The organism is Paenibacillus polymyxa, from assembly GCF_018614975.1.
Taxonomy (GTDB): Bacteria; Bacillota; Bacilli; order Paenibacillales; family Paenibacillaceae; genus Paenibacillus; species Paenibacillus polymyxa_E.
Genome location: NZ_JAGGNR010000012.1, coordinates 324,310 through 347,404 on the forward strand (window position 1 = coordinate 324,310; position 23,095 = coordinate 347,404).

Consider the following 23,095-nt stretch of genomic DNA (forward strand, 5'->3'; position numbering starts at 1 on the left):
TAACATTCCAGCAGTATTAATCTTGTAAGCTTACTTATGGACGAGCTGATACTTCGATGCCATGGAACATTTTACTCTGGCCTTCTTCATTGCGAATCGCTTTTTGCCAAGGTTCTTCAACATGCTCAAGTGCAAATTCAATCCGCTGCATCAACGCTTTACGTTCCTCAAGGTTATCCACGACAACCGAACGAATATGCACCAGACCCATGCGTTCCACCCACTCGGACGTCCGTTCCAGATAGTTACCTGTCTCGCGGTAATATTGCATGATGGCTCCGCAAAGTTCAATCAACTCTTCATCCGTTTTCACTTTGCATAAGGAATCAGCCAGTCTTGCTTTAATACCGCCGTTACCACCGATGAAGATTTCCCAGCCTCCGTCGTTACCTACGATACCGATATCTTTGGTACATGCCTCTGCACAGTTTCGCGGACAACCGTTGACAGCATATTTAAACTTGGCTGGCAGATCCAGACGTTCGAATTTACGTTCAATGCGAGCGCCCATGGCCATGGAATCCTGTGTACCGAATCGGCAGAATTGGGAGCCAACACATGTTTTGACCGTACGCAGCGATTTGGCGTATGCATACCCTGAAGGCATATCCAGTTCAGCCCAGACTTTAGTCAGATCTTCTTTTTTGACACCAATCAAGTCGAGACGCTGACCCCCGGTAACTTTGACTGCTTTCACATCATATTTGACTGAAACGTCAGCGATCCGTTTGAGGTCTGCCGGTGTAGTCACCCCGCCATACATCCGAGGTACAACCGTATACGTTCCATCTTTTTGAATATTCGCGTTCATACGTTCGTTAACAAAACGGGATTCCTTCTCATCTTCGTGCGTGTCCGGTGCAATCATACCAAGGTAATAGTTGATTGCCGGACGACATTTGGAACAACCTTCTGGCTGACTCCATCCCAGTACGTTCATGACCTCTTTGGTCGTTTGTAATCCTTTTGCACGAATCTCGGCTACGATCTCATCCCGTCCCATGGAAGTACATCCACAGATGCCCTGTTTGGCTCCAGTACTGAAGTTGTCTCCAAGTACATATTGCAGAATCTGTTCCACAACCGGTTTACACCCACCACAAGAGCGTGTTGCACCGGTACAGGCTTTGATTTCATCTACAGTGGTAAGGCCCTGGTTTGTAATTACATCAACAATGGTTCCTTTAGTTACACCGTTACATCCACAGACGATCTCGTCCTCGGGCATCGTTTCAACAGAGGTTGCTTTCTTATGATCGCCGCAGCCTGTACCCATCAGTGAACCATACAATTCTTCGGTCATTTCGGTCTGTTGTTTGATCAGTTTCTGCAATTCGGCAGAATCCGTAATGTCACCGAAGAGAACGGCCCCGACCATTTTATTATCACGAAGCAGAATTTTTTTGTAAGTCCGTTTCCAGTCATCTTTGTGGGAAATGACGGTGTGCTCTGGACTATCGATGAATTCACCGGTTGAAAAGACGTCTACACCCGAAATTTTTAATTTCGTAGATACTACAGAACCTTCATATGGAGCGGTCTCCACACCGCAGATATGTTTCGCGAGAATCATACCTTGCTCGAACAATGGGGCAACGAGGCCGTAACACACCCCGCGGTGCTCTGTACATTCCCCGACCGAATACACATTCTCAAGTGAAGTCTGCATATAGTCATCCACGACAATACCCCGGTTCACTTCCATACCGCTTTCGCGGGCTACAGCTGTATTGGGTTTAATGCCTACAGCCATGACCACAAAATCAACATTCAGAACCGTATCATCTGCAAAACGTATCCCTTCAACGCGTTCGCCGCCCAGCAGTTCGGAAGTCTGCGCACCCATCTTGAACCGGATACCCTGACGTTCCAATTCAGCTTTCAACATGGCTGAAGCTTGCGGATCAAGCTGACGCTCCATCAGATCTTCCATCAGATGCACTACGGTAACTTCCATGCCGAGTTGTACCAAACCTTTGGCAGCTTCAAGCCCCAGTAGTCCGCCCCCGATGACGGCCGCTCTTTTGTACTGTTTAGCAGCGTCGAGCATCACATTACAATCAGCGATATCGCGGAAACCGACAACACCCTCTTTGTCATGTCCCGGTACGGGGAGAATGAAGGAGTTGGAGCCTGTTGCAATGATAATTTTGTCATAAGGAACGCGGGTTCCATCTTCAGTCACAACTTCGTGTTTCTCGGCATCGATTCTTGTAACCGTTGTGCCTGTGTGCAGCGTAATGCCGTAATCTTCATACCAGTGAAGGTCGTTCAGCACGATGTCATCCAGTGTTTTGCTTCCTTCCAATACATAGGACAACATAATGCGGTTGTAGTTAGGGTAGGGCTCTGTGCCAAAAACAGTAATATCAAATCGCGATGTTAATTTCAAAATTTGTTCTACAGTACTGATTCCTGCCATTCCGTTACCTATGATAACGAGTTTCTCTTTTTTTCCGTTCATGTGTGTATGCCTCCTTGGATAGACGCTGTACATTACCTGCAATTTTAGTGGTTTATATTTGAAATTATACGAGGTGTTGACGACAGTTTATGTGATTTAATTCACTATTAAAGATAGAAGAGTCATAAATATAATAGTGTGAGCCCCATCACAGAAAGTGATATTTATTTTCATACAAATAAGAAATGCGAACTATTGTTCTTATTTTGTTTTCGTTGTAAAATCGGAACTGGGCCGTATTGTTCCCGATTTCTTTGAAAGGACGTTTTTGCATCATGATGGGAAGATCCCACCTTATTATCGGGACAGGCGTGTCGCTCTCTGTTCTGCAGTTGGCCGGTATGCCAGTGACAGCGCCGGCAGTTACGGTTGCACTGATTGGTTCGTTATTGCCTGACATTGATGAGCCAAATTCGCTGCTGGTATCCAGAGCCTTGCCTAACAGTCTGATCAGGTTGTTACAGACGATTCTGTTGCCCACAGCTGTATTTGTGTATTTCTATGTTCATGCCAAACCATGGAACCTGTTGCTTGCGATCCTCATTGCGCTCGTGTCATTCCTGCCTTCACGTTCGCTTCGCAAAGTGTTGATGTTTGCGATTGGACTCGGACTGGTCTTCTATGGTCACGCGTTCGCACCGTGGAACTTGATTGCAGGCAGTTTGTTAATGCTCTGCACCACTCTGACTCATAGGGGACTGACACATACCCTGTACGGAACCGCAATATGGACGGGCTTGTTGTACAGCACGACCCAGCAGCAGGGACCGGAGATCTGGGTAGCGGGAGGCACGGCATACGCGATGCATCTGTTGGCCGATTCACTCACCAATCGGGGGATTCGTCCGTTGCCACCGCTCAAGTGGCGCATACGGGTGAATCTGATGAGTACAGGGACCAAGCGTGGGGCCGTTGTAGAGAATGTCTGCATTGTGCTTACTCTTATTTTGGCCTGGATTGCATTCTCACCGCTATTTCTATAGCCATCCAAAAACGCCAGCCCGTATATTGTGGGCTGGCGTTTACAGGTATGCATTTCATAATGAATGGATCGTAATAACCTAGCCAATTCAGGATTGAGAAGGAGAATCAGTCAGGTCGTCAATATCGGAAGAACCAAATACAAATAAAACAACAAGAATGACAATGATCAGTAGCTCAGCGAACCCATTTCCGTCAAAGTCAGACATCACTTCAACCTCATTTCTTGGCGTTTAGGAATTGATTCTCTCTTGGAAAGCCCCTATAACGTCATTCAACGTCATATCGCCACCGATCTCATCGAGGAATTGCACCAGTTTGTCTTGATTCGATGGTGTAATATTTTGTAACGTTTTATACTGCCCGACCAGTTCAACGACCAGAGTAGCTTCTCGAAACAACGTGACCGCATCCACTCTTAACTTCCCGCTTACCAGTAATGCTGCAACAATAAGTTCCAGATTTCTTCTTTTAAGGTTGCCATTGAGAAGGGTGTTTGCGGCATTTGTTTTTTTGGAACCTTTATTCGATTTTCCATTCCTTCTCACTGCCATAACAGGTCCCCCGCTGCTTGGTGTTTTATTCATCTTCCGTTATTGTATCTTATGTGTAATTCCCTATAATGTTCGGCCTATTAATCTACGTACGTTGAACTAAAGAATATTTACACCTACCACTCCGATGACAGAACAACCTTCCGATCGCTGTTATACTCAGATTTTCTGATTCCCTTTCTCAAAGGTAAAAATCGGAGTATAAAGGCGAACGCTTCGCTTCTCCAGCTTATTTCTGTCCTCTACGTTCTTGTGTAAATGTATAGTTCAACTGATATAGTTGTGGTAATGGACAAGAGACCTCCCTATATAGTCAGGAGGTCTCTTGTCCATTTGAAAATCAAGTCAACTTTTACGCGTTATTAATTATGGTATTCATCGTTGTCCGATCAAGACCTTTGACAAGCTTCACAATCAGTTCCTTGGCCGCCTCGTAGTCATCCGTATGAATGATGGAAGAAGAGGTGTGGATATAACGGGCACAGATACCAATCACCGTTGATGGTACACCAATGCCACTCAGGTGAACTTGACCTGCATCCGTACCACCTGGCGAGATGAAATACTGCATTTTGATCTGATTGGATGAAGCTGTATCTTGAACATATTCCACCATTCCGCGATGGGTGAACATACCCGGGTCAAAAATACGAAGCAATGCACCTTCTCCGATATGTCCAAATGACTGTTTGTCACCTGTCATATCATTCGCCGCGCTACAGTCGAGTGCAAAGAAGATATCAGGCTGAATCAGATTGGCCGCCGTACGTGCACCGCGAAGCCCCAGTTCTTCCTGAACTGTTGCACCAGCGTAAAGCGTGTTAGGCAGTTTTTCCTTGTGCAGCGCTTCAACCAGTTCAAGTGCAAGTCCAACGCCGTAACGATTATCCCACGCTTTGGCCATGATTTTTTTCGGGTTCGCCATAGGTGTGAATTCACAGATTGGCACGATCTGCATCCCTGGATGAATGCCCCAGGATTCTGCTTCTGCACGGTTGTCTGCTCCAATATCGAGATACATGGAATTCAGATCAACAGGTTTGTTCCGCTGGGATTCGTCCAGCAAGTGTGTAGGTGTAGAACCTACAACTCCGGTAATCCGACGATCAGGTGTGATGATCTCCAGTCGCTGAGACAGTACAGCCTGACTCCACCATCCACCCAGTGGACGGAATTTGATCATACCTGTTTCCGTAATGCCTGTAGTCATGAAACCAACTTCATCAAAGTGTCCGGCTACCATAACTTTAGGACCGGATTCCTCCCCGCGTAATACACCAAATAGACTCCCCAGGCGATCCTGGACGAACTCATCGGTATAAGCGGAAAGCTTATCTTTCATCCAGCCGCGAAGCTCACGTTCAAAACCGGATGCCGAAGGAAATTCCGTCAACGTACGAAACATATCCATCGTTTTTTCATTCATGTGTCAACAACTCCTCTGTTGGTATGTAAATCAGGTCACAGTAGAACGGCTACCCGCCTGTTGTCCTTCAAATGTAGTTCAAAAAGTCTTTTATCTTTTTTGAACACGCACTCTAATATGCTGAGGACTTGTTATTTAACCACTGGTCACATTACAGTATGAACCTTGCGCAAGTGATTGTCCATGTTTATGTCACGTATTTAAGGCATGTTTTGGGCGCTTACCGTGTCCAAGTTTCATGATTCTATCCGCTGTAGTCGTAGTCCTGATGCCACTTCAATGAATATGAATATATGGAGGAGATGTCATCATTTTGTGATGTTCTTTATGTTCAATATTTTTTTGTCTGTCTACAGGAAGGAGCTAAATATCCAATGAAGCCTCCAGAAGAAGGCACGGAAAAAGTACTGTTTATCGTTCTTTTTATCTTGCTCGTGATTGTTCTTCTTTATTTATAGAACGTATCTAAAAGTCCTCAAATCCGGCGTATTCCCATCTTGCTTCCACAACATGATCTTGTTGGAAACATATGCTGTCTGTCGCCGGATACATAACCTTCCGATTATTAACAAACAATGAATACAGGATTACACACATTGGCATTCAGCCGTAGCTTTGAACCATTTTCACATAGAGGAGGTCTTGTATCTTGCCAGCTCAATCTGCATCCGGAAGCGAAAAAAAATCATCGTCCCTGTCCATGGATGAAAAGGAGTACAAAAAAGTTGCAAAAAAACATGAGCCGCCTCGTCCAATCCTGAAAAATTGCCTCAAAGCATTTCTAGTTGGGGGTACCGTCTGTTTGATTGGACAGGCCATTCAAGAGGCTTTTATGGCCGGTTTCGACATGACATCGAAGGAAGCTTCCAGTCCTACGGTGGCGGTCATGATTCTCATATCAGTTATTCTAACGTGTCTCGGCGTTTACGATAAAATGGCTCAATGGGCAGGAGCGGGAACTGCTGTACCGGTTACCGGATTTGCCAATTCCATGTGTTCTGCTGCACTGGAACATCGTGCTGAAGGACTGGTGCTAGGTGTAGGGGCCAATATGTTTAAACTTGCTGGTTCCGTTATCGTGTTTGGTGTCGTGGCAGCATTTGTCGTAGGAATCGTTTACGCCTTTTTGGGATTTGGAGGTGGGCACCTGTGAAGCGATTGGGTCGCCAGACATGGCAGTTTGAAAATCGTCCGCGAATTATCGGTAAAGCTGCAGTTGTAGGACCAGAAGAAGGAGAGGGTCCACTGTCATCTGATTTCGATTATGTCTATGACAACCTCGAGATCGGCGAGAAAACGTGGGAAAAGGGAGAACGCAAACTGCTCGAACAGGCCTCTCAACTGGCTTTGGTTAATGCAAATATCACCAAGGAAGAGCTTCAATTTTTTGTGGGTGGAGATCTGATGAACCAGATTATCAGCAGTTCCTTTTCAGCGCGAAAACTGGGTGTGCCTTACCTGGGTGTCTTTGGTGCCTGCTCTACTTCCATGGAAACGTTAGCGCTAGCGTCCATGATTGTTGACTCCGGAGCTGGCGATTATGTACTTGCAGGAACGGTTAGCCACAATTGTACGGTTGAGAAACAATTTCGGTATCCGACGGAATATGGCTCCCAAAAGCCGCCTTATGCGCAATATACCGTCACTGGATCAGGGTGTGGTGTGGTCTCCCGTACTGGTGATGGTCCCGTTGTTACCAAAGCCACTATTGGACGCATTATGGATTTGGGCATTAAAGATCCCTTTAATATGGGTTCAGCCATGGCGCCAGCAGCAGCCGACACTATAATCTCTCATTTCAGGGATACGGGATTGGAACCCGGCTATTATGATCTCATTGTGACCGGGGATCTGGCTTCCGTCGGTCTGCCCATTACGAAAGAACTTTTGCAAAAAGAAGGCATTCCCATGGATCAGACGGTTTTTAATGACTGCGGCCTGATGATCTATGATCGGGAGAAACAGCCTTATGTGGTTGCCGGGGGAAGCGGCTGCGGATGTTCTGCCACCGTCACCTATGGTCACATTTTGAACCGAATGCAGAAGGGTGATCTTAAGCGTGTGCTTGTCGTTGCTACCGGGGCACTGTTGTCTCCGATTTCGTACCAGCAGGGTGAAAGTATTCCCTGTATTGCACATGCCGTAGCTATAGAAATGGAGGGATAAAGGTAATGCAATTCTTGTGGGCATTTATCGTTGGCGGTTTGATATGTGTTGTAGGACAGCTTCTAATGGATGGTATCAAACTGACACCGGCACATACCATGAGTACACTTGTTGTGACAGGTGCGCTTGCGGATGCATTTGGCGTGTATGACCCCTTGGTTAAATTTGCAGGTGCGGGTGCTACCATCCCCATCACAAGTTTCGGTAATTCCTTGGTGCACGGGGCATTGACAGAGCTGGAAAAAGAGGGATGGCTGGGTGTGATTACAGGGATTTTTGACCTGACTGCGGCGGGGATTTCGTCAGCGATCATCTTTTCTTTTCTCGCGGCATTAGTCGTTAGACCCAAAGGCTAACATAGAATGAGAAATCTACTTAAACATATTGCGATTCAGCAGAGGCTTCGGATAACTTCTATCCGGGCCTTTTTGTCGTATTCATGCGAGAACTGCGGTGAATCTGACGGGCTGGAAACAAATTGTGAGTTCCTTCGAGTGTACTCGTGACTCTGGATCATGTACAATAAAAGGAAATCTGTATGCTTTTTTAGGAGGTTAGACCACATGCCTGTGCGCAAAGAGTCGATCCAAATCATATCCGCAGTTCGTTCAAATCTGGAATCCTGCATTATGGGGAAATCCTTTGAAATTCAACTTTTACTTACAGCTTTGCTTGCAGGCGGGCACGTTCTGATTGAAGACGTACCAGGAACTGGCAAAACGCAATTAATCAAGGCATTATCGAAATCCATGCGTGGTGAGTACCGACGTATTCAATGTAATCCTGATATTTTACCTAGTGATATTACGGGCGTATCTGTGTTCCATCCGAAGGATGAGCGTTTTTATTTCCGGCCAGGTCCTGTTATGACCAACATTTTGCTAGCTGATGAGATTAACCGGGCCACAACAAAAACCCAATCGGCTCTGCTCGAAGTGATGGAGGAGCGCAGCGTAACCGTTGATGGTGATACGTATGATCTGCCACATCCATTCATGCTCTGTGCAACTCAGAATCCAATTGATTTTGAAGGTACGTATACATTGCCGGAAGCACAACTCGACCGGTTTATGTTGAAAATAAGTCTTGGTTATCCCGATAAGGAAATTGAGAAAATCCTACTGAAACAGCATCAGCTCGGTCAGCCTGTAGATCGTCTTGAATCCGTGACTCATATGGACCAGATCTCGGCAATCCAGCAGGAGATTAAAGAGGTCTTTATCGGTGATCCGGTCATGGACTATCTGCTGGATGTTGTTCGTCAAACCCGCTCCCACCCATCTGTATTGCTGGGTGCCAGCCCACGGGCAGCCATATCGTTCATGATGGCCGTAAAAGCCTTTGCTTTCTTGCAGGAACGTGATTATGTGCTTCCGGATGATGTGAAAACGATGGCCCCTTATGTGATCTCTCATCGTATTGTGCTTCGTCCCGAATCGAGACTGGACAGTATGAGTTCCGAGGCCGTTTTGAATGCCGTACTCCAGCAAGTACGCGTGCCCGTCTCCATGGGGCAATAGTTCATGAAGCCGCTTTTGAGAACAGTCAATAGAGGGTTACGCCACCCACGCGTATGGAGCATCGCAATGGTGTGGATGTGCTGTCTGGCTTATGTTTTGTTTCAGGGCGGGAAGACATCCCTTATGCTGCTGTCGATGGTGACCCTGCTCTGTGTGTATCTTGCCATTGCTGGATTTAGCGGGGTAAGGCGTGCTCAAGGAGTTCGTAGGTTATCTTCTGGTCCAGACCACGAAGAGTTGCTGCATGCGGGTGACCAGGTTCAAGTACAGCTGAGTCTGACAATTCCGGGATTCCTTCCGCTTCCCTATGTTGTTGTGCGTGAAATGCTGCATCGGCATAATGGAGAGTCGTGGTCGTTCAAGGAAAGTTTGATTCCCAATATGCGAGGTAATGGCGAGTTGTCTTTTCAGACACCGCCACTTGAGCGGGGGAAGTATGTTTTTTCAGAAACGGAATGTGCCAGCGAGGACATATTTGGACTGATTGAACATCGAGGAACATTTAAGGCCAAAGGTGAGTTTCGCGTACTGCCAAGAACGGTATTTATTCCATATTGGCAGCTCTACGACCGCAAATCACGGTTATCCGGTCCTCAGACGGCGTTAACCCGTTCACGTAGAGAGACCACTCAGATCAATGGTGTACGTGACTACGTATACGGAGATCGACTTTCCCGCATTCATTGGAATGCAACGGCAAAGACAGGGAACTGGAAATCCAAGGAGTTTGAACATGAGTCTGTGCCCAAAACCATTCTGGTTCTGGATGCGCTGGCATCAAGTTACGAACATGGGGATGCATTCGAAATTGCCGTTTCCACGGCTGCCTCTCTGCTGGAGTATGGTGTCAGAGAACGAATGGGGATGGGGTTGTTGACATTGTCAGACCAGACATCCTTCATGGCCCCCAGTGAAAGTCTGATGGAACGACAGAAGATGATGCATCATCTGGTGGATATTCAATATAACGGTCAGGATACCCATCTGTTGCCCGGCGTGGAAAGAATCGCACGTCAACTGCCTCAGGGAGCTTACTTTGTCGTGATTTCTCCCCAGAAGGATGAACAAATAATGGAACTGTTGCGCTGGGCCGATACGCGGGGCATGACTCCATGTCATATTCTGATCGATACCAGTGAATCCCGCCGGAGTGCCGAGTGGAATGCCATGTTGCGTGGAAGAGGCACGAGGTCATTCACTGTTTCTCACTTGCAGGAGCTTCCAACGGTGATGGGGGGAGGTTCTGTATGAGTACAAAAGGAAATGAAAGTGTTACAGGTAAACGATCCTGGTATCATGCAGCGTCATTGCTCTGGATTTTCCTGATTGGAATGCAGTGGATTTCATTTACGCAGGAAACGTGGTACACGGAGACAACTTCTCTGGTGTTATGGACACTTGCAGCGGTCAGTGTGCTGGAGGTCATTCTGCCCTTCAAAACGATGTATCGCGCGATCATCAAGGCGGTCGTTGTTGGTTACATTTTGCATAAAACGCTGATTGATTATACGGTCTACATCCCTTATGGCTCTTTAACGGACCGAGCGGAGCAATTCATATTACACATAACGCCGTACATCTGGTTCTCCCTGTGTGCATGGGTGATGCTTGAGGCTGCCCTTCGCCTTGTGACCACAACACGTCGCATTCTTGTTTTTCTGGGGATCAACATCATTTCGATGGGGATTCTCGATTCTTTCACCCAGATTCCACTCTGGATTGAAATCGCGTGGGTGATGTTTGCGGGGATGGGATGGCTCGTATGTCAGCATTTCCGTAACTATCAGTTACAGTATCCACAAGGTTGGAAACGAATTATCCGTTATCCTTATAAAGTCCTGGCCAATATTGCCATTATCTTTTCTTTGATTATTGTAGCCAGCGTCAATATGCCGGAAATTCCACCTACCTTGACGGACCCATACACAGCTTGGCGTAACTATACCGGAACTTCCACAAGTCAGGCTGGTAACGGAAACCTTGATATTCCGGCGGCTACCGAATCGGGATACAGCAGGGAAGACAATCAGCTTGGTGGAGGATTTAACTTCGACTATACCCCTGTTATGTCTGTAACCACCAATGAGCGCAGTTACTGGCGCGGTGAGACACGTGCAGAGTATACAGGAACAGGCTGGGATGACCGTGGACGGAGTGCGACAGAGAATGTTGAAGCCGGACAGCCTCTCGAGAACCAAGAATCCGGTAATGTGAATACCAAACAAGTGACTCAGAACGTAACGATGCTGAATGACAATGTCTATCCGATTCTCTTTGGTGCTTATTCGATCTCGGAAGTGAGCTCGATTAATGGTGAAGACAGAACGGAACGGATGTTATGGAATGCCGAACAGGCTGAACTGCATGTGGTGACAGACCGTCAGCAACCACAGTATCCCAAGACATATACTATCGTATCGGAAGCCCCTGTGATTGTGGAAGATGAGCTTCGTACGAAGTCATTTGAAGATCTGTATAACAGTAATCCGGCAGATGATATGTACTTGCAGTTACCATCCCGTTTCCCTGACCGGGTTTCGGATCTGGCAGCCGAGATAACGGCATCTGCAAATACCCCGTATGAAAAAGTGGCATTACTGCAAAACTATTTACAAACTAATTTTGAATACACGAACAATCCGGATTTATCTCGAAAAGTAAGCAGTGACTTTGTGGAAGGTTTCCTGTTCGATATTATGGAAGGCTACTGTGACTACTTCTCCACTGCGCTGGTGATGATGGCGCGCTCGGAGGGCATTCCTGCAAGATGGGTTAAAGGTTATGCGCCTGGACAACTGTCCCTGAATTCGGACATGCAGGCTCCACGTCAACCTGGCGCGGAGATTGAGACGACCTACACCGTTACCAATGCAGATGCACACTCCTGGGCAGAGGTCTACTTTGGTGAGTATGGCTGGATTCCTGTTGAAGCAACGCCGGGCTTTGATATGCCGCTGCTGACGGAACAGCCTGATGTACAACCTGTAGATGAGCCAGAAGAAGAGCCAGAAGAGGAGCCGGTACAAGAGAAAGAGCAGACCCCTGCACCTGAGCAGAGATCGTCTGCCATCCCGACTTTTGTTATCTGGACTGCAGGAGCCATTATTGTATTGTGGGTAGCATATATGTTCTGGCGTAATCGTTTCTCCATGCGATTCTTCCTGCTTCGTCTACGGACAGGTGGACCGCTCACCCCTGAACAGAAGGTAGTGGCAGAGACCGAGCGTTGGATTCAGTATGTGAAACGCAAAGGGTTGACCCGGAGCGCAGACGAGACACTTCGTGAATCGGTAGCCCGCTGGAGCCAGGCAAAACCTGCTGCAGAAGCAACATTGTATGAGCTTCTCACGAAGTTTGAACAGACTCGTTACAGTCCGGCGTCCGTAACTGCCGACGACTGGAAGGGCGTCTATCAGACCGCCTTGAAGCTGCGGAAGGAACTGAAAGCGGAACGGGCATAGTTGTTGCCCGTCCCGTTTTTCCTTTTTTCCTATGCCATCAGGCGCTGTATGCATTTTCAGGAAAGACGGATTTGTGATATAGTGTGTCGTATGAAACTGAGGTGACTTCTTTGTTTAAAATGTTAATGCCCAAGCTGCGTGTAGACACGGTTTTTGACATTAATCTGGAAGAGCTGTACGCTCAAGGCTACCGTGGAATTATAACTGATCTGGATAACACACTCGTTGGAGCCAAAGCCCCTGACGCTACGCCCGAACTGATTGAATGGTTTGCACGTGTGAAAGAGGCCGGTTTCAAGCTGATGATTGTGTCCAATAACAATTTGAATCGTGTATCCCTGTTTGCGACCCCGCTGGATATCCAGTTTGTGCATAGTGCACGCAAACCATCGAATGCACCGTTTCGTAGAGCAATGAAAATGATGGAGTTATCTCCTGAAAAAACGATTGTAGTAGGCGATCAGATGCTTACAGATGTCTATGGAGGGAACCGAATGGGGCTATATACCGTTTTGGTACTGCCAATCTCCATTGGGGACGAAGGTTTTATGACCCGCTTCAATCGACGCGTGGAACGGATTGCTCTAACGAGTTTACGCAGGAAAGGCTTATGGCTTGAGGAGGAAAAGAAGAAATGACAGAACCGCATAACGGCAATCTTGCCGTAAGGTGCAGCGGATGCGGCGTGCATCTGCAAACAGAAAATTCGGAATTACCAGGGTTTATCCCCGAGAAGGCACTGGATCGTGAACCGGTTATATGCCAGCGCTGTTTCCGCATCAAAAACTACAATGAGTCATCATCCGTTACGGTGGATCAGGACGAATTCCTGGCGCTGCTTAGCAAAATCGGGGATAAGGATGCACTTGTCATCCATATCGTTGATTTGTTTGACTTTGATGGCAGCATTATCTCCGGTCTGCAGCGTTTTGTAGGCAACAATCCGGTACTGCTTGCTGTGAACAAAACGGACTTGCTTCCCAAAGTAACGAACTGGAACAAGATCCGTAACTGGGTGCAGAAGCAGGCCAAAGAACAGGGTTTGCGAACGGTGGATGTAGTCCTGTGCAGTGCAAAGCAGAATCAGGGCTTTGATCGACTGCTTGAGCTTGTTGAAATGTATCGCGAAGATCGTGATGTGTACGTGGTTGGCGGTACCAATGTGGGTAAATCCACACTGATTAACCGTCTGATCCGCGATTACAGCGATCTGGAGCAGGAACTGACCACATCCCGTTATCCGGGAACAACGCTGGATATGGTGAACATTCCGTTGGATGATGGAAAATATATTATTGATACGCCTGGAATCATGTATCCATGGCGTTTCAGCGAGATTGTCTCACGCAAGGATCTCGCTGCCATCATGCCGGAAAAACCGCTTAAACCGGCTGTGTATCAGTTGAATTCTGGTCAGACGCTGTTCTTCGGCGGCATGGCTCGATTTGACTTTGTGGAAGGTGATCGCCAGTCGTTCACTTGTTTTATCAGCACTGCGCTTGATATTCACCGGACGAAGCTGGAGCGTGCAGATGATCTGTACCGCGACCACCTGGGAGAATTGTTGTCTCCGCCAACCCGTGAGAATGCAGCAGAGATGGCTGAATGGACCCGACATGAATTCCGCATCAAACGCGGCAGTCAATCCGATGTATTCATCTCTGGCTTGGGCTGGATTAAGGTCAATGGCGATATTGGAGCGCTGGTTGCTGTTCATGCTCCAAAAGGCATTCGTGTACAGATCCGTCCATCATTGATTTAACAAATTCTCAGAATCTGTACATCAGATGGATCGGAGGCTTACCTATGTCTGAGCAGAAAAAGTTCAACCCTTCACTTCCCGTGTTGCTTGGCGTTATGGGTGATCCTATTGCTCACTCCAAGTCTCCGGCAATGCACAATGCGGCTCTGCTGGCTGCAGGAGTGAATGGAATGTATATGCCACTGCATGTTCATCCGGATCAACTGGAAGCGGCAGTTCGGGGTATTGTGGCACTGAACTATCGTGGTGTCAATGTCACCATCCCGCACAAAGAGCAGGTGATGCAGTATCTGGATGTGATTGATGAAAGTGCTCGCCTGATTGGTGCGGTGAATACCATCATCAATGAAGGTGGAACACTGACAGGGTACAATACGGATGGTATTGGCTATGTTCGATCGCTGAAGGAAGAGGCTGTGCCTGAGCTTGCGGGTAAACGTATTGCTGTACTGGGAGCAGGTGGAGCAGCGAGAGGTGTCATATATGCACTTGCACTGGAGAAGCCTGAACGCATCCATATCCTAAACCGTACAGCAGACAGGGCTATTGCACTTGCTTCGGATTTACGAGGCCATGGCTTGGGAGAAATCTCGGGCAGTGGCATGGAAGACGCTGCAACGATACTGGATACGGCTGATATTGTGATTAACACAACGGCTGCCGGAATGCATCCTCATGTTGATGACCTACCGGTTGATCCTGCACTGATCCGTGAAGGAGCAGCGGTGAGTGATCTGATCTATAATCCGCTGGAGACCCGTCTGCTTCGTGAGTCGCGGATGCGAGGATGCACGGTGCACGGTGGTCTGGGGATGTTTGTATACCAGGGCGCAGTGGCCTTTGAACATTGGCTCGGCATTCCGGCTCCTGTGGAGACGATGAGACGAGCTGTACTAAACAGTTTTGAAGTGTGAAAATAATAATTGAATGGTCAGGTCCGGACAGTTTTTGCATTGTCGATCAGGGCCTGCTCAACATAAGGAGTATGGAGTATTCATGTTAAACGGTAAACAAAAGCGCTTTTTGCGGTCACAGGCACATCACCTGACCCCTGTATTTCAGATTGGTAAAGGTGGAACCAATGAGCACCTGTTCCGTCACATCGAAGATGCGATTGAGAAGCGCGAATTGATGAAAGTGCAAGTATTGAACAATAATGATGAGGACAGAAAAGAGATGGCAGAAGAAGTTGCCCGTGAAACGGGAAGTGAGCTTGTACAACTCATCGGTAACACAATCATCCTGTACAAAGAATCTCGCGATAACAAACAAATCGAACTACCTAAGTAAGGGAGCGTGACGCAGGTGAAGATCGGCATCATGGGTGGTACGTTTGATCCGATCCACATGGGACACCTCCTGGCAGCTGAAGCGGCAAGGGATTCGCATGCACTGGATGAGATCTGGTTCATGCCTTCCCATGTTCCACCTCACAAACGTGGCGCCGGAGCTTCGGGACAGCAACGTCTCGATATGACGGAAGCGGCTGTGAAGGGTGTGCAGCAATATGAGGTGCTGGATATCGAGATGGAACTGGGCGGAGTGTCTTATACCATCGATACGATGAAGGAACTGTGGCGTCGCCATCCTGAACATGAGTTTTATTTCATTATCGGGGCGGATATGGTGAACTATCTTCCCAAATGGGAGCAGATTGAAGAGCTTGCAGAACGTTTAACCTTTATCGGAGTTGGTCGGCCGGGCTTCCAGTTACATCTGGATGATCTACCAGACGAGTTACAGGATCGGGTTCTGCTGGCTGAGATGCCCTTGGTCGATATTTCATCGACAGCTGTACGCAGACGTCTGGCCAAAGGTCATTCGGTACGCTTCATGATTCCTGATGAGGTACACCAATACATTGTAAGGAGCGGTTTATATGGCACTAAGCCGTGATGAACTGATTCAAGCCGTATCCGGACAAATGCCGGAAAAACGCTGGAAGCATACACTGGGTGTAATGGAATCGTCAGTGATCTTGGCTGAAAAATATGGTGCTGATCCTGTGAAAGCAGATCTGGCAGCGATATTGCATGATGTGGCGAAGTACTGGCCCGTAGCGGAGATGGAAGCGGTCATCCGCGATAACGGATTAAATCAGGAACTTCTGCAGCATGACAAGCAGCTCTGGCATTCCGAAGTCGGTGCTTTTGTAGCCAAGCGTGATTACGGTGTAGCGGATTCCGAAGTTATTAATGCCATCCGGTGGCATACCTCGGGTCGGGTAGGCATGAGCCTGCTGGACAAAGTGGTATGTCTTGCCGATTACATTGAGCCGGGACGAGATTTCCCGGGAGTGGATCACATTCGCGAACAGGCTGAACATAGTCTGGAGGAAGGTTTAATTGCCGGATTCGATTCGACAATCAGCTTGCTGATCTCGCAGCGCCGTGTCATTTATCCTTTGACTATGCTGTCGCGGAATGACTTGATTGCACAATTATAGAGGTTGTTCAAAAAGTCCACTTTTGATTACGAAGGATCTTTTTGAACACACAAATATAGATTATGGAGGTTGGTTCATGACAGTATCATCGAAAGAACTTATGAATATGGCGGTTGCTGCCGCTGACGACAAAAAGGCATCCAACATTGTAGCGTTGGACCTGATTAATGTTTCTCTGGTGGCAGATTATTTTGTTATTTGTCACGGGAATTCCGATACACAGGTACAAGCCATTGCCACTGAAATTCGCAAACAGGCTCATGCAGCCGGAGCGACGATCAAAGGTATCGAAGGTATGGATTCCGCACGTTGGGTACTGATGGACATGGGCGATGTTGTTGTTCATATCTTCCACCGCGACGAGCGTGAATATTACAACATTGAACGACTCTGGTCTGATGCCAAAGTGGTGGAAACTGTATGAGTTTGATTGCTGGAACAGTCGTCTCTTTGCCGGTTTCACGTGAAGTGTCTCCGTTTGGCTTCTTTTTGACGACAGGATCGGAAGATGTACTGCTTCACTATACCGAGTTAACGCGGGATATTAAGATTGGTGAGACACTTGAGGTATTTGTATTTTTTGATACAGAAGATCGTCTGGCCGTAACGATGAAGAAGCCTTATCTCATGCTTGGCGAAATGGCACGACTGGTTGTGGCTGATGTTCACCCACGACTGGGCTGTTTCCTGGAAATGGGACTTGGACGGCAATTGCTGCTTCCTATTCGTGAACTGCCTGAACTGGAAGAACTGCGTCCCAAAGTAGGGGATGAAGTCTTTGTAATCATGGAACATGACAAGCAGGGACGTCTACGTGCCAAATTGGCCGGGGAACGTGAACTTTCACCATTGGCTTTCCATGCGCCAACTTCATGGTTAAACGAGTGGGTTGAAGCGACAGTATACAAGCCACTACAGATGGGGACTTTTGTACTTGTAGAGGGCGGTGTACTGGGCTTTGGCGCGATTGGTATGATTCATTCATCCGAACGTAGTCATATGCTGCGTCTTGGTGAGAAAGTTAAATGTCGGGTGACACTGGTACGTGAAGACGGACGTGTGAATCTGGCTATGACTCAACTCAAACAAGTTGGACGTAACGAAGATGCAGACAAGCTGCTCGCCTTTATGAAAGAGCGTCCTATGGGCGGCATGCCTTACTCGGATGCAACTCCGCCGGATATCATCAAGCAGCGCTTTGGCATCAGTAAGTCTGCGTTCAAGCGTGCCTTGGGCAAATTGATGAAGGATGGACTGGTGGTCCAAAAGGAAAGCTGGACGTATCTGTCCGAATCTGCTCCTGCGGACCAAAGTGAAAACAAGTAATCTTCCTGATTAAATAGTTGTAATATGGAACTCGGATAAGGCAGGGATAGGCTGGGTAAACACCGGATACCCCTGCTTTTTCTTTTGTTAGCCAGGATTGGAAAATGAAATTGAAAGTGCGGTGCCTGACATGTCTTACCGGAAATTTGCCTATGTGTATGATGAATTAATGGAAGATATGCCTTATCCGGACTGGATAAGGTTTGCAAGAACAGCCTGGGAAAAGCATGGAATGCCCAAAAGTGTGGCTGAACTGGGCTGTGGAACGGGCTCGATTACAATCCCGCTCGTGAACTCCGGTTTCGAAGTTACAGGCATTGACCTCTCAGCAGATATGCTGTCGGTTGCGCGCAGCAAGATGGAGGCTACGCCTCAGGGTCATCGCTTGTATCGCGAGGGCAGTGTTCGTTGGGTGCAGCAGGATATGCGGGAATGGCGAGTTCTGGAGCCTGTGGATTCGGTGATATCTTTCTGTGATTGTGTCAATTATTTGCTTGAACAAGAAGATGTCGTTCGTACTTTCCAGCGGACATACGAGATGCTGAAGCCTGGTGGAACGTTCCTGTTTGATGTGCATCATCCCAATACCCTTATTCGTTATGATGAGGAGCAGCCCTTTGTACTGGATGAGCGCTCTGTATCTTATATTTGGACTTGTGATCTGGACCAGGATCGCTGTGAGATTGAGCATCATCTCAGTATTTTTTCGCGTGTGGATGATGGTAACAAGGATATGTACCAGCGGTTTGAAGAAGTTCATGTCCAGCGCGCATATAATCCGGACTGGATGAAGCTGGAGTTATCCAAGGCAGGTTTTAGAGACGTGAAAGTATATGCGGATTTTGAATGGATAGAGGCCGGAGACAGCGCAGAGCGCTTGTTCTACGTTGCTGTGAAGTAAACTCGAAAGATGAGAACTGTCCTTATGTGTATAAGGGCAGTTTTTTGTTTGATTTTTTAATGAGAATGAATAGCAATATTCTTAAATAGGGTAAAGGAATGCAAGAAAAGACATAACGACGTTACAAAAAGTATTGCCTGTTATAATAAACGAGGCGATAATGGTCGGATAGAGAGCGTTTTCGTTTATCCTGAACAGCAACCAGCGTTATGAACGGTACGAACCGTAGACTTCAAGATAGCGATTATAACGTGTAATATTGACTTGGGGCTTGCTTTTTTGTATAATTGTCCCGATATTGTATACATATTTCGATGATAAGGATCAGTAGTAATTCCTGTACATAACAGAGAGCCGGCGGTTGGTGCAAGCCGGTTGACAGTGATTTGCGAACTCGCCTTGGAGAAATGCGGTGATTACACCATTCTGTTTAACCTGCTTGTATAAAGCTTGGGTTCAGGAATGGAAATCCGCATCGGTTAACCGCCGTTACAGGTCCAAAGGGAGTGGATGACGAAGTACGTTCGTCCGCTAACTAGGGTGGTACCACGGGAATTCAACCTCTCGTCCCTAGCGCTGCAAACGCTACGGGATGCTGAGGTTTTTTTGTTGCAATTAAAGCTAAAGCGAATAACCTGAAGGAGGAACAATAGATGAGTGAGAATAACAAGCCGAAACACGGCTATCAGCCACAAGTCATGGAAAAAAGTTGGCAGCAATACTGGGATGCAAATAAAACGTTTAAAACGGGTGAGGACCCTGCTAAACCGAAATTTTATGCACTGGATATGTTCCCTTATCCATCCGGTTCAGGTCTGCACGTAGGACATCCGGAAGGATATACGGCAACAGATATCGTTTCCCGATACAAACGTATGCGCGGTTACAATGTATTGCACCCAATGGGTTGGGACGCTTTCGGTTTGCCTGCTGAGCAGCATGCACTGGATACAGGTGAACATCCACGAGATATCACATTCCGTAATATTGACAATTTCCGTCGCCAGATCAAATCGCTTGGTTTCTCCTATGACTGGGATCGTGAGATCAGCACAACGGACCCTGAATACTATAAATGGACACAATGGATCTTTATCCAGCTGTACAATAAAGGCCTGGCTTATGTAGATGAAGTTGCAGTTAACTGGTGTGAAGCCCTTGGAACGGTACTTGCTAATGAAGAGGTTATTGATGGCAAGAGTGAACGTGGTGGACATCCGGTTGTACGCAAACCGATGCGTCAATGGGTTCTGAGAATTACCGAGTATGCAGAACGTCTGTTGGAAGACCTGGAAGAGCTGGATTGGTCTGAAAGCATCAAGGATATGCAGCGCAACTGGATCGGTAAATCGACAGGTGCGGAAGTTGTATTTGCCATTGAGGGTCGCGAGGAACTCATCAAGGTGTTCACTACCCGTGCAGACACATTGTTTGGTGCGAGCTTTGCAGTACTTGCTCCGGAACATGAACTGGTAGAAGCAATTACAACCGATGACCAACGTGAAGCGATTCAGGCTTATCAGGAGCAGGCTTCTCGTAAGAGTGATCTGGAACGTACGGATTTGGCCAAAGACAAAACAGGTGTATTCACTGGCGCTTATGCTATCAACCCTGTTAATGGTGCAAAACTGCCAATCTGGATTGCTGATTACGTTCTTGCAGGTTACGGTACAGGTGCGGTTATGGCTGTTCCGGGTCATGATGCACGTGACTGGGAATTTGCGAAGCAGTTCGGTCTGGATATCATCGAGGTTATTCAAGGTGGAGACGTTACACAAGAGGCTTATTCCGGTGATGGCGCGCATGTGAATTCCGATTTCTTGAACGGACTGAACAATGAAGAAGCGGTTGCCAAAATGATTGCTTGGCTGGAAGAGAACGGGAAAGGGCAAGGGAAAGTGACCTATCGTCTGCGCGATTGGCTGTTCAGCCGTCAGCGCTACTGGGGTGAGCCAATCCCGATTCTGCATCTGGAAGACGGAACGATGAAGACAGTACCTGAGGATCAACTTCCATTGCTGCTGCCTGATATCGATCAGATCAAACCTTCGGGTACTGGAGAATCACCACTGGCGAATGTTACGGAGTGGGTGAATACGATAGATCCGGAAACGGGAATGAAGGCACGTCGTGAGACCAACACCATGCCACAATGGGCGGGTAGCTGCTGGTATTACCTGCGCTTTATCGATCCGCACAATGACAAAGAACTGATCTCCAAGGAGAAACAGCAGCAGTGGTTGCCAGTTGATCTGTACATTGGCGGAGCAGAGCACGCAGTGCTTCACTTGCTGTACGCTCGTTTCTGGCACAAAGTACTGTATGATCTGGGTGTTGTGGAGACCAAAGAACCTTTCCACAAACTCGTGAACCAAGGTATGATCCTGGGTACCAATAATGAGAAAATGAGTAAATCCCGTGGTAATGTCATTAACCCGGATGAAATCGTGAATGAATTCGGTGCAGATACATTGCGTCTGTACGAGATGTTCATGGGACCATTGGAAGCGACAAAACCGTGGAATGCAAACGGGGTTGAAGGCATGCACCGTTTCCTGTCACGTGTATGGCGTCTCTTCATTAACGAAGACACAGGAGCCATCAATGACAAGATTACGGTGGACGGTGGAACGGATGAGTTCAAACGGACTGCTCACAAAACGATCAAAAAAGTTACGGAAGATCTGGAACATCTGCGCTTCAACACATCCATCAGCCAGCTGATGATTTTCATCAACGATGCATACAAAGCGGACACACTGCCTCGTGAAGCGATGGAGAACTTTGTACAGCTGTTGTCACCACTGGCACCGCATATGGCAGAGGAGCTGTGGAGCCGTTTGGGTCATGAAGGTGGAATCTCTTACGTGGCTTGGCCTGAATATGATGAGTTCATGACAGTGGATGCGGAAGTAGAAATCGTTGTTCAGGTAAATGGTAAAATTGTAACTCGTGCTACAATCGCGAAGGATCTGGATGCACAGGGTATGCAGGACTTTACGATGGAGCTCGCACCTGTTAAGCAGGCGCTGGAAGGCAAGACCATTCGCAAGGTCATTGCCGTTCCAGGCAAACTCGTTAATATTGTTGCCGGTTAATCTCACCGGCTCGGAATAGTTCATCCAGCTTTAACAAATCTTCATCATATTTGTCATGTGTCGTGTGGATCAGGCTGTCGAAAACGCCGTCAAGACTAACCTTCAGCAGTGCAAGTGCCTGAGCGGTAATACCGCCAGGTACAGCGACACGAGCCTGAAGCTCTTGCGGGGTGTATCCCCCTTCGGTGAGCAGCTTGCCTGTTCCCAGGAGCATTTCGCCAGCCAGAGCGCAGGCATCTGCCCTTTTGATGTCTGTCAGCTTCACTGCACTTTCGATCCACTGTTCCAAAAAGAACGATATGAATGCAGGTCCGCAGCTGGAGAAGTCAGATGTGATTCGTGTACAGGCTTCATCCACTTGGTACGGCCTGCCGATATGACTGAGCAGACTTTCCAACACAGCGCGGTCTTCACTGGTCATTCGTTCGCCGTGTATGCATAGGGACGCGCCGCTGCCGACTTGGTGTGTGACGCTGGGAATTACCTTGGAGACTTTGCAAGGAAGTGAAGATTCCAGATGTCGCAGCTGCACGGGACTGGTGATCGAGACAATGATATGATTGGGATTCACGACAGGCAGGATGTCGTCAATAACATGTTTGAATTCAAGCGGCTTCACGCACAGGAAGATGATATTACTTCGGATCACCGTTTCCCGATTGCTCTGGGATTCATGCAGACCGGGGTAACGGAGGGATAACTGACGTACTTTGGACGGGGTTCGATTGCTGGCGGCGATCTGCCGGGGCTCAAGTGCACCCGATTGGATCAGGGCATAGATCAGCAGGCTGCCCATGCTGCCGGTTCCGATAAATCCAACCTTCATTGTTTCAGGCCTCCTTTCATGCTTTACGGTACTGGCGCAGTTCATTCCCTCTATTCTATGCGTGAGCACCTGTTTCACATGACATGAAAAATGCACAACTTGTTTCATCAGGAAAGTTCAACGGTTCGGAAGCACCGCCCGTGTTCGAAATGAATGATTTTGAA

General features: G+C 47.6%; 21 protein-coding genes and 1 other annotated feature. Of the genes, 17 read left to right on the forward strand and 4 right to left on the reverse strand.

Features of this window, described 5'->3' with window-relative positions; translation table 11 throughout:
* Positions 1-34 precede the first annotated feature (34 nt).
* Positions 35-2,464, reverse strand: coding sequence for a nitrite reductase large subunit NirB (nirB, locus tag J7E78_RS12270; RefSeq protein ID WP_215076452.1), 2,430 nt, complete (start codon positions 2,462-2,464; stop codon positions 35-37).
* Between the two features lie 275 nt (positions 2,465-2,739).
* On the opposite strand from nirB, the gene J7E78_RS12275 reads away from it, so the two are divergent.
* A complete protein-coding gene (locus tag J7E78_RS12275) occupies positions 2,740-3,447 on the forward strand; it encodes a metal-dependent hydrolase (RefSeq protein ID WP_215076453.1) in 708 nt (235 codons plus the stop codon).
* A gap of 231 nt (positions 3,448-3,678) precedes the next feature.
* Here the strand turns inward: J7E78_RS12275 and J7E78_RS12280 are convergent, their stop codons facing one another.
* On the reverse strand, positions 3,679-3,999 hold the full coding sequence (locus J7E78_RS12280) for a hypothetical protein (protein ID WP_215076454.1): 321 nt from the start codon (positions 3,997-3,999) through the stop codon (positions 3,679-3,681).
* Between the two features lie 352 nt (positions 4,000-4,351).
* Positions 4,352-5,425, reverse strand: coding sequence for a M42 family metallopeptidase (locus tag J7E78_RS12285; protein ID WP_215076455.1), 1,074 nt, complete (start codon positions 5,423-5,425; stop codon positions 4,352-4,354).
* 649 nt (positions 5,426-6,074) lie between these two features.
* Between J7E78_RS12285 and spoVAC the strand changes: the two genes are divergently transcribed.
* From spoVAC to leuS, 16 genes are all read left to right on the forward strand, one after another.
* A complete protein-coding gene (spoVAC, locus tag J7E78_RS12290; protein ID WP_036615164.1) occupies positions 6,075-6,578 on the forward strand; it encodes a stage V sporulation protein AC in 504 nt (167 codons plus the stop codon).
* On the forward strand, positions 6,575-7,591 hold the full coding sequence (spoVAD, locus tag J7E78_RS12295; protein ID WP_215076456.1) for a stage V sporulation protein AD: 1,017 nt from the start codon (positions 6,575-6,577) through the stop codon (positions 7,589-7,591). Before spoVAC ends, spoVAD begins: the two co-directional genes overlap by 4 nt.
* Before the next feature lie 5 nt (positions 7,592-7,596).
* On the forward strand, positions 7,597-7,947 hold the full coding sequence (gene spoVAE / locus J7E78_RS12300; RefSeq protein ID WP_215076457.1) for a stage V sporulation protein AE: 351 nt from the start codon (positions 7,597-7,599) through the stop codon (positions 7,945-7,947).
* 207 nt (positions 7,948-8,154) lie between these two features.
* Positions 8,155-9,111, forward strand: coding sequence for an AAA family ATPase (locus J7E78_RS12305; protein WP_036615157.1), 957 nt, complete (start codon positions 8,155-8,157; stop codon positions 9,109-9,111).
* Between the two features lie 3 nt (positions 9,112-9,114).
* Positions 9,115-10,362 (forward strand): DUF58 domain-containing protein, encoded by a 1,248-nt coding sequence (locus J7E78_RS12310; protein ID WP_215076458.1) that lies wholly within the window; start codon positions 9,115-9,117, stop codon positions 10,360-10,362.
* Positions 10,359-12,572 carry a DUF4129 domain-containing transglutaminase family protein gene (locus J7E78_RS12315; RefSeq protein WP_215076459.1) on the forward strand — a complete coding sequence of 738 codons (2,214 nt, stop codon included), beginning with the start codon at positions 10,359-10,361 and terminating at the stop codon, positions 12,570-12,572. Before J7E78_RS12310 ends, J7E78_RS12315 begins: the two co-directional genes overlap by 4 nt.
* Before the next feature lie 110 nt (positions 12,573-12,682).
* The gene (locus J7E78_RS12320; protein WP_215076460.1) at positions 12,683-13,210 is read left to right on the forward strand and encodes a YqeG family HAD IIIA-type phosphatase; all 528 of its coding nucleotides are present in this window, start codon (positions 12,683-12,685) and stop codon (positions 13,208-13,210) included.
* Positions 13,207-14,334 (forward strand): ribosome biogenesis GTPase YqeH, encoded by a 1,128-nt coding sequence (gene yqeH, locus J7E78_RS12325; protein WP_215076461.1) that lies wholly within the window; start codon positions 13,207-13,209, stop codon positions 14,332-14,334. The genes J7E78_RS12320 and yqeH overlap by 4 nt, the downstream gene beginning before the upstream one ends.
* Positions 14,335-14,378: 44 nt before the next feature.
* Entirely contained in the window at positions 14,379-15,248 is an 870-nt protein-coding gene (gene aroE, locus J7E78_RS12330; RefSeq protein WP_215076462.1) for a shikimate dehydrogenase, read from the forward strand.
* 82 nt (positions 15,249-15,330) lie between these two features.
* Positions 15,331-15,624, forward strand: coding sequence for a ribosome assembly RNA-binding protein YhbY (yhbY, locus tag J7E78_RS12335; RefSeq protein ID WP_215076463.1), 294 nt, complete (start codon positions 15,331-15,333; stop codon positions 15,622-15,624).
* Positions 15,625-15,639: 15 nt separating this feature from the next.
* Positions 15,640-16,230, forward strand: coding sequence for a nicotinate-nucleotide adenylyltransferase (locus J7E78_RS12340; protein WP_076328126.1), 591 nt, complete (start codon positions 15,640-15,642; stop codon positions 16,228-16,230).
* Positions 16,214-16,780 carry a bis(5'-nucleosyl)-tetraphosphatase (symmetrical) YqeK gene (yqeK, locus tag J7E78_RS12345; RefSeq protein WP_215076464.1) on the forward strand — a complete coding sequence of 189 codons (567 nt, stop codon included), beginning with the start codon at positions 16,214-16,216 and terminating at the stop codon, positions 16,778-16,780. Before J7E78_RS12340 ends, yqeK begins: the two co-directional genes overlap by 17 nt.
* A gap of 76 nt (positions 16,781-16,856) precedes the next feature.
* Entirely contained in the window at positions 16,857-17,204 is a 348-nt protein-coding gene (rsfS, locus tag J7E78_RS12350) for a ribosome silencing factor (RefSeq protein WP_036615136.1), read from the forward strand.
* Positions 17,201-18,106, forward strand: coding sequence for a CvfB family protein (locus J7E78_RS12355; protein WP_105599769.1), 906 nt, complete (start codon positions 17,201-17,203; stop codon positions 18,104-18,106). The genes rsfS and J7E78_RS12355 overlap by 4 nt, the downstream gene beginning before the upstream one ends.
* A gap of 130 nt (positions 18,107-18,236) precedes the next feature.
* A complete protein-coding gene (locus J7E78_RS12360) occupies positions 18,237-19,007 on the forward strand; it encodes a class I SAM-dependent DNA methyltransferase (protein WP_215076465.1) in 771 nt (256 codons plus the stop codon).
* A 305-nt stretch (positions 19,008-19,312) separates the two neighbouring features.
* Positions 19,313-19,582, forward strand: a binding site (T-box leader).
* Between the two features lie 78 nt (positions 19,583-19,660).
* On the forward strand, positions 19,661-22,105 hold the full coding sequence (leuS, locus tag J7E78_RS12365) for a leucine--tRNA ligase (RefSeq protein ID WP_215076466.1): 2,445 nt from the start codon (positions 19,661-19,663) through the stop codon (positions 22,103-22,105).
* Here leuS and comER read toward each other — a convergent pair.
* Positions 22,086-22,931 (reverse strand): late competence protein ComER, encoded by an 846-nt coding sequence (gene comER / locus J7E78_RS12370; RefSeq protein ID WP_215076467.1) that lies wholly within the window; start codon positions 22,929-22,931, stop codon positions 22,086-22,088. The two genes, leuS and comER, sit on opposite strands and share 20 nt — an antisense overlap.
* Positions 22,932-23,095 lie beyond the last annotated feature (164 nt).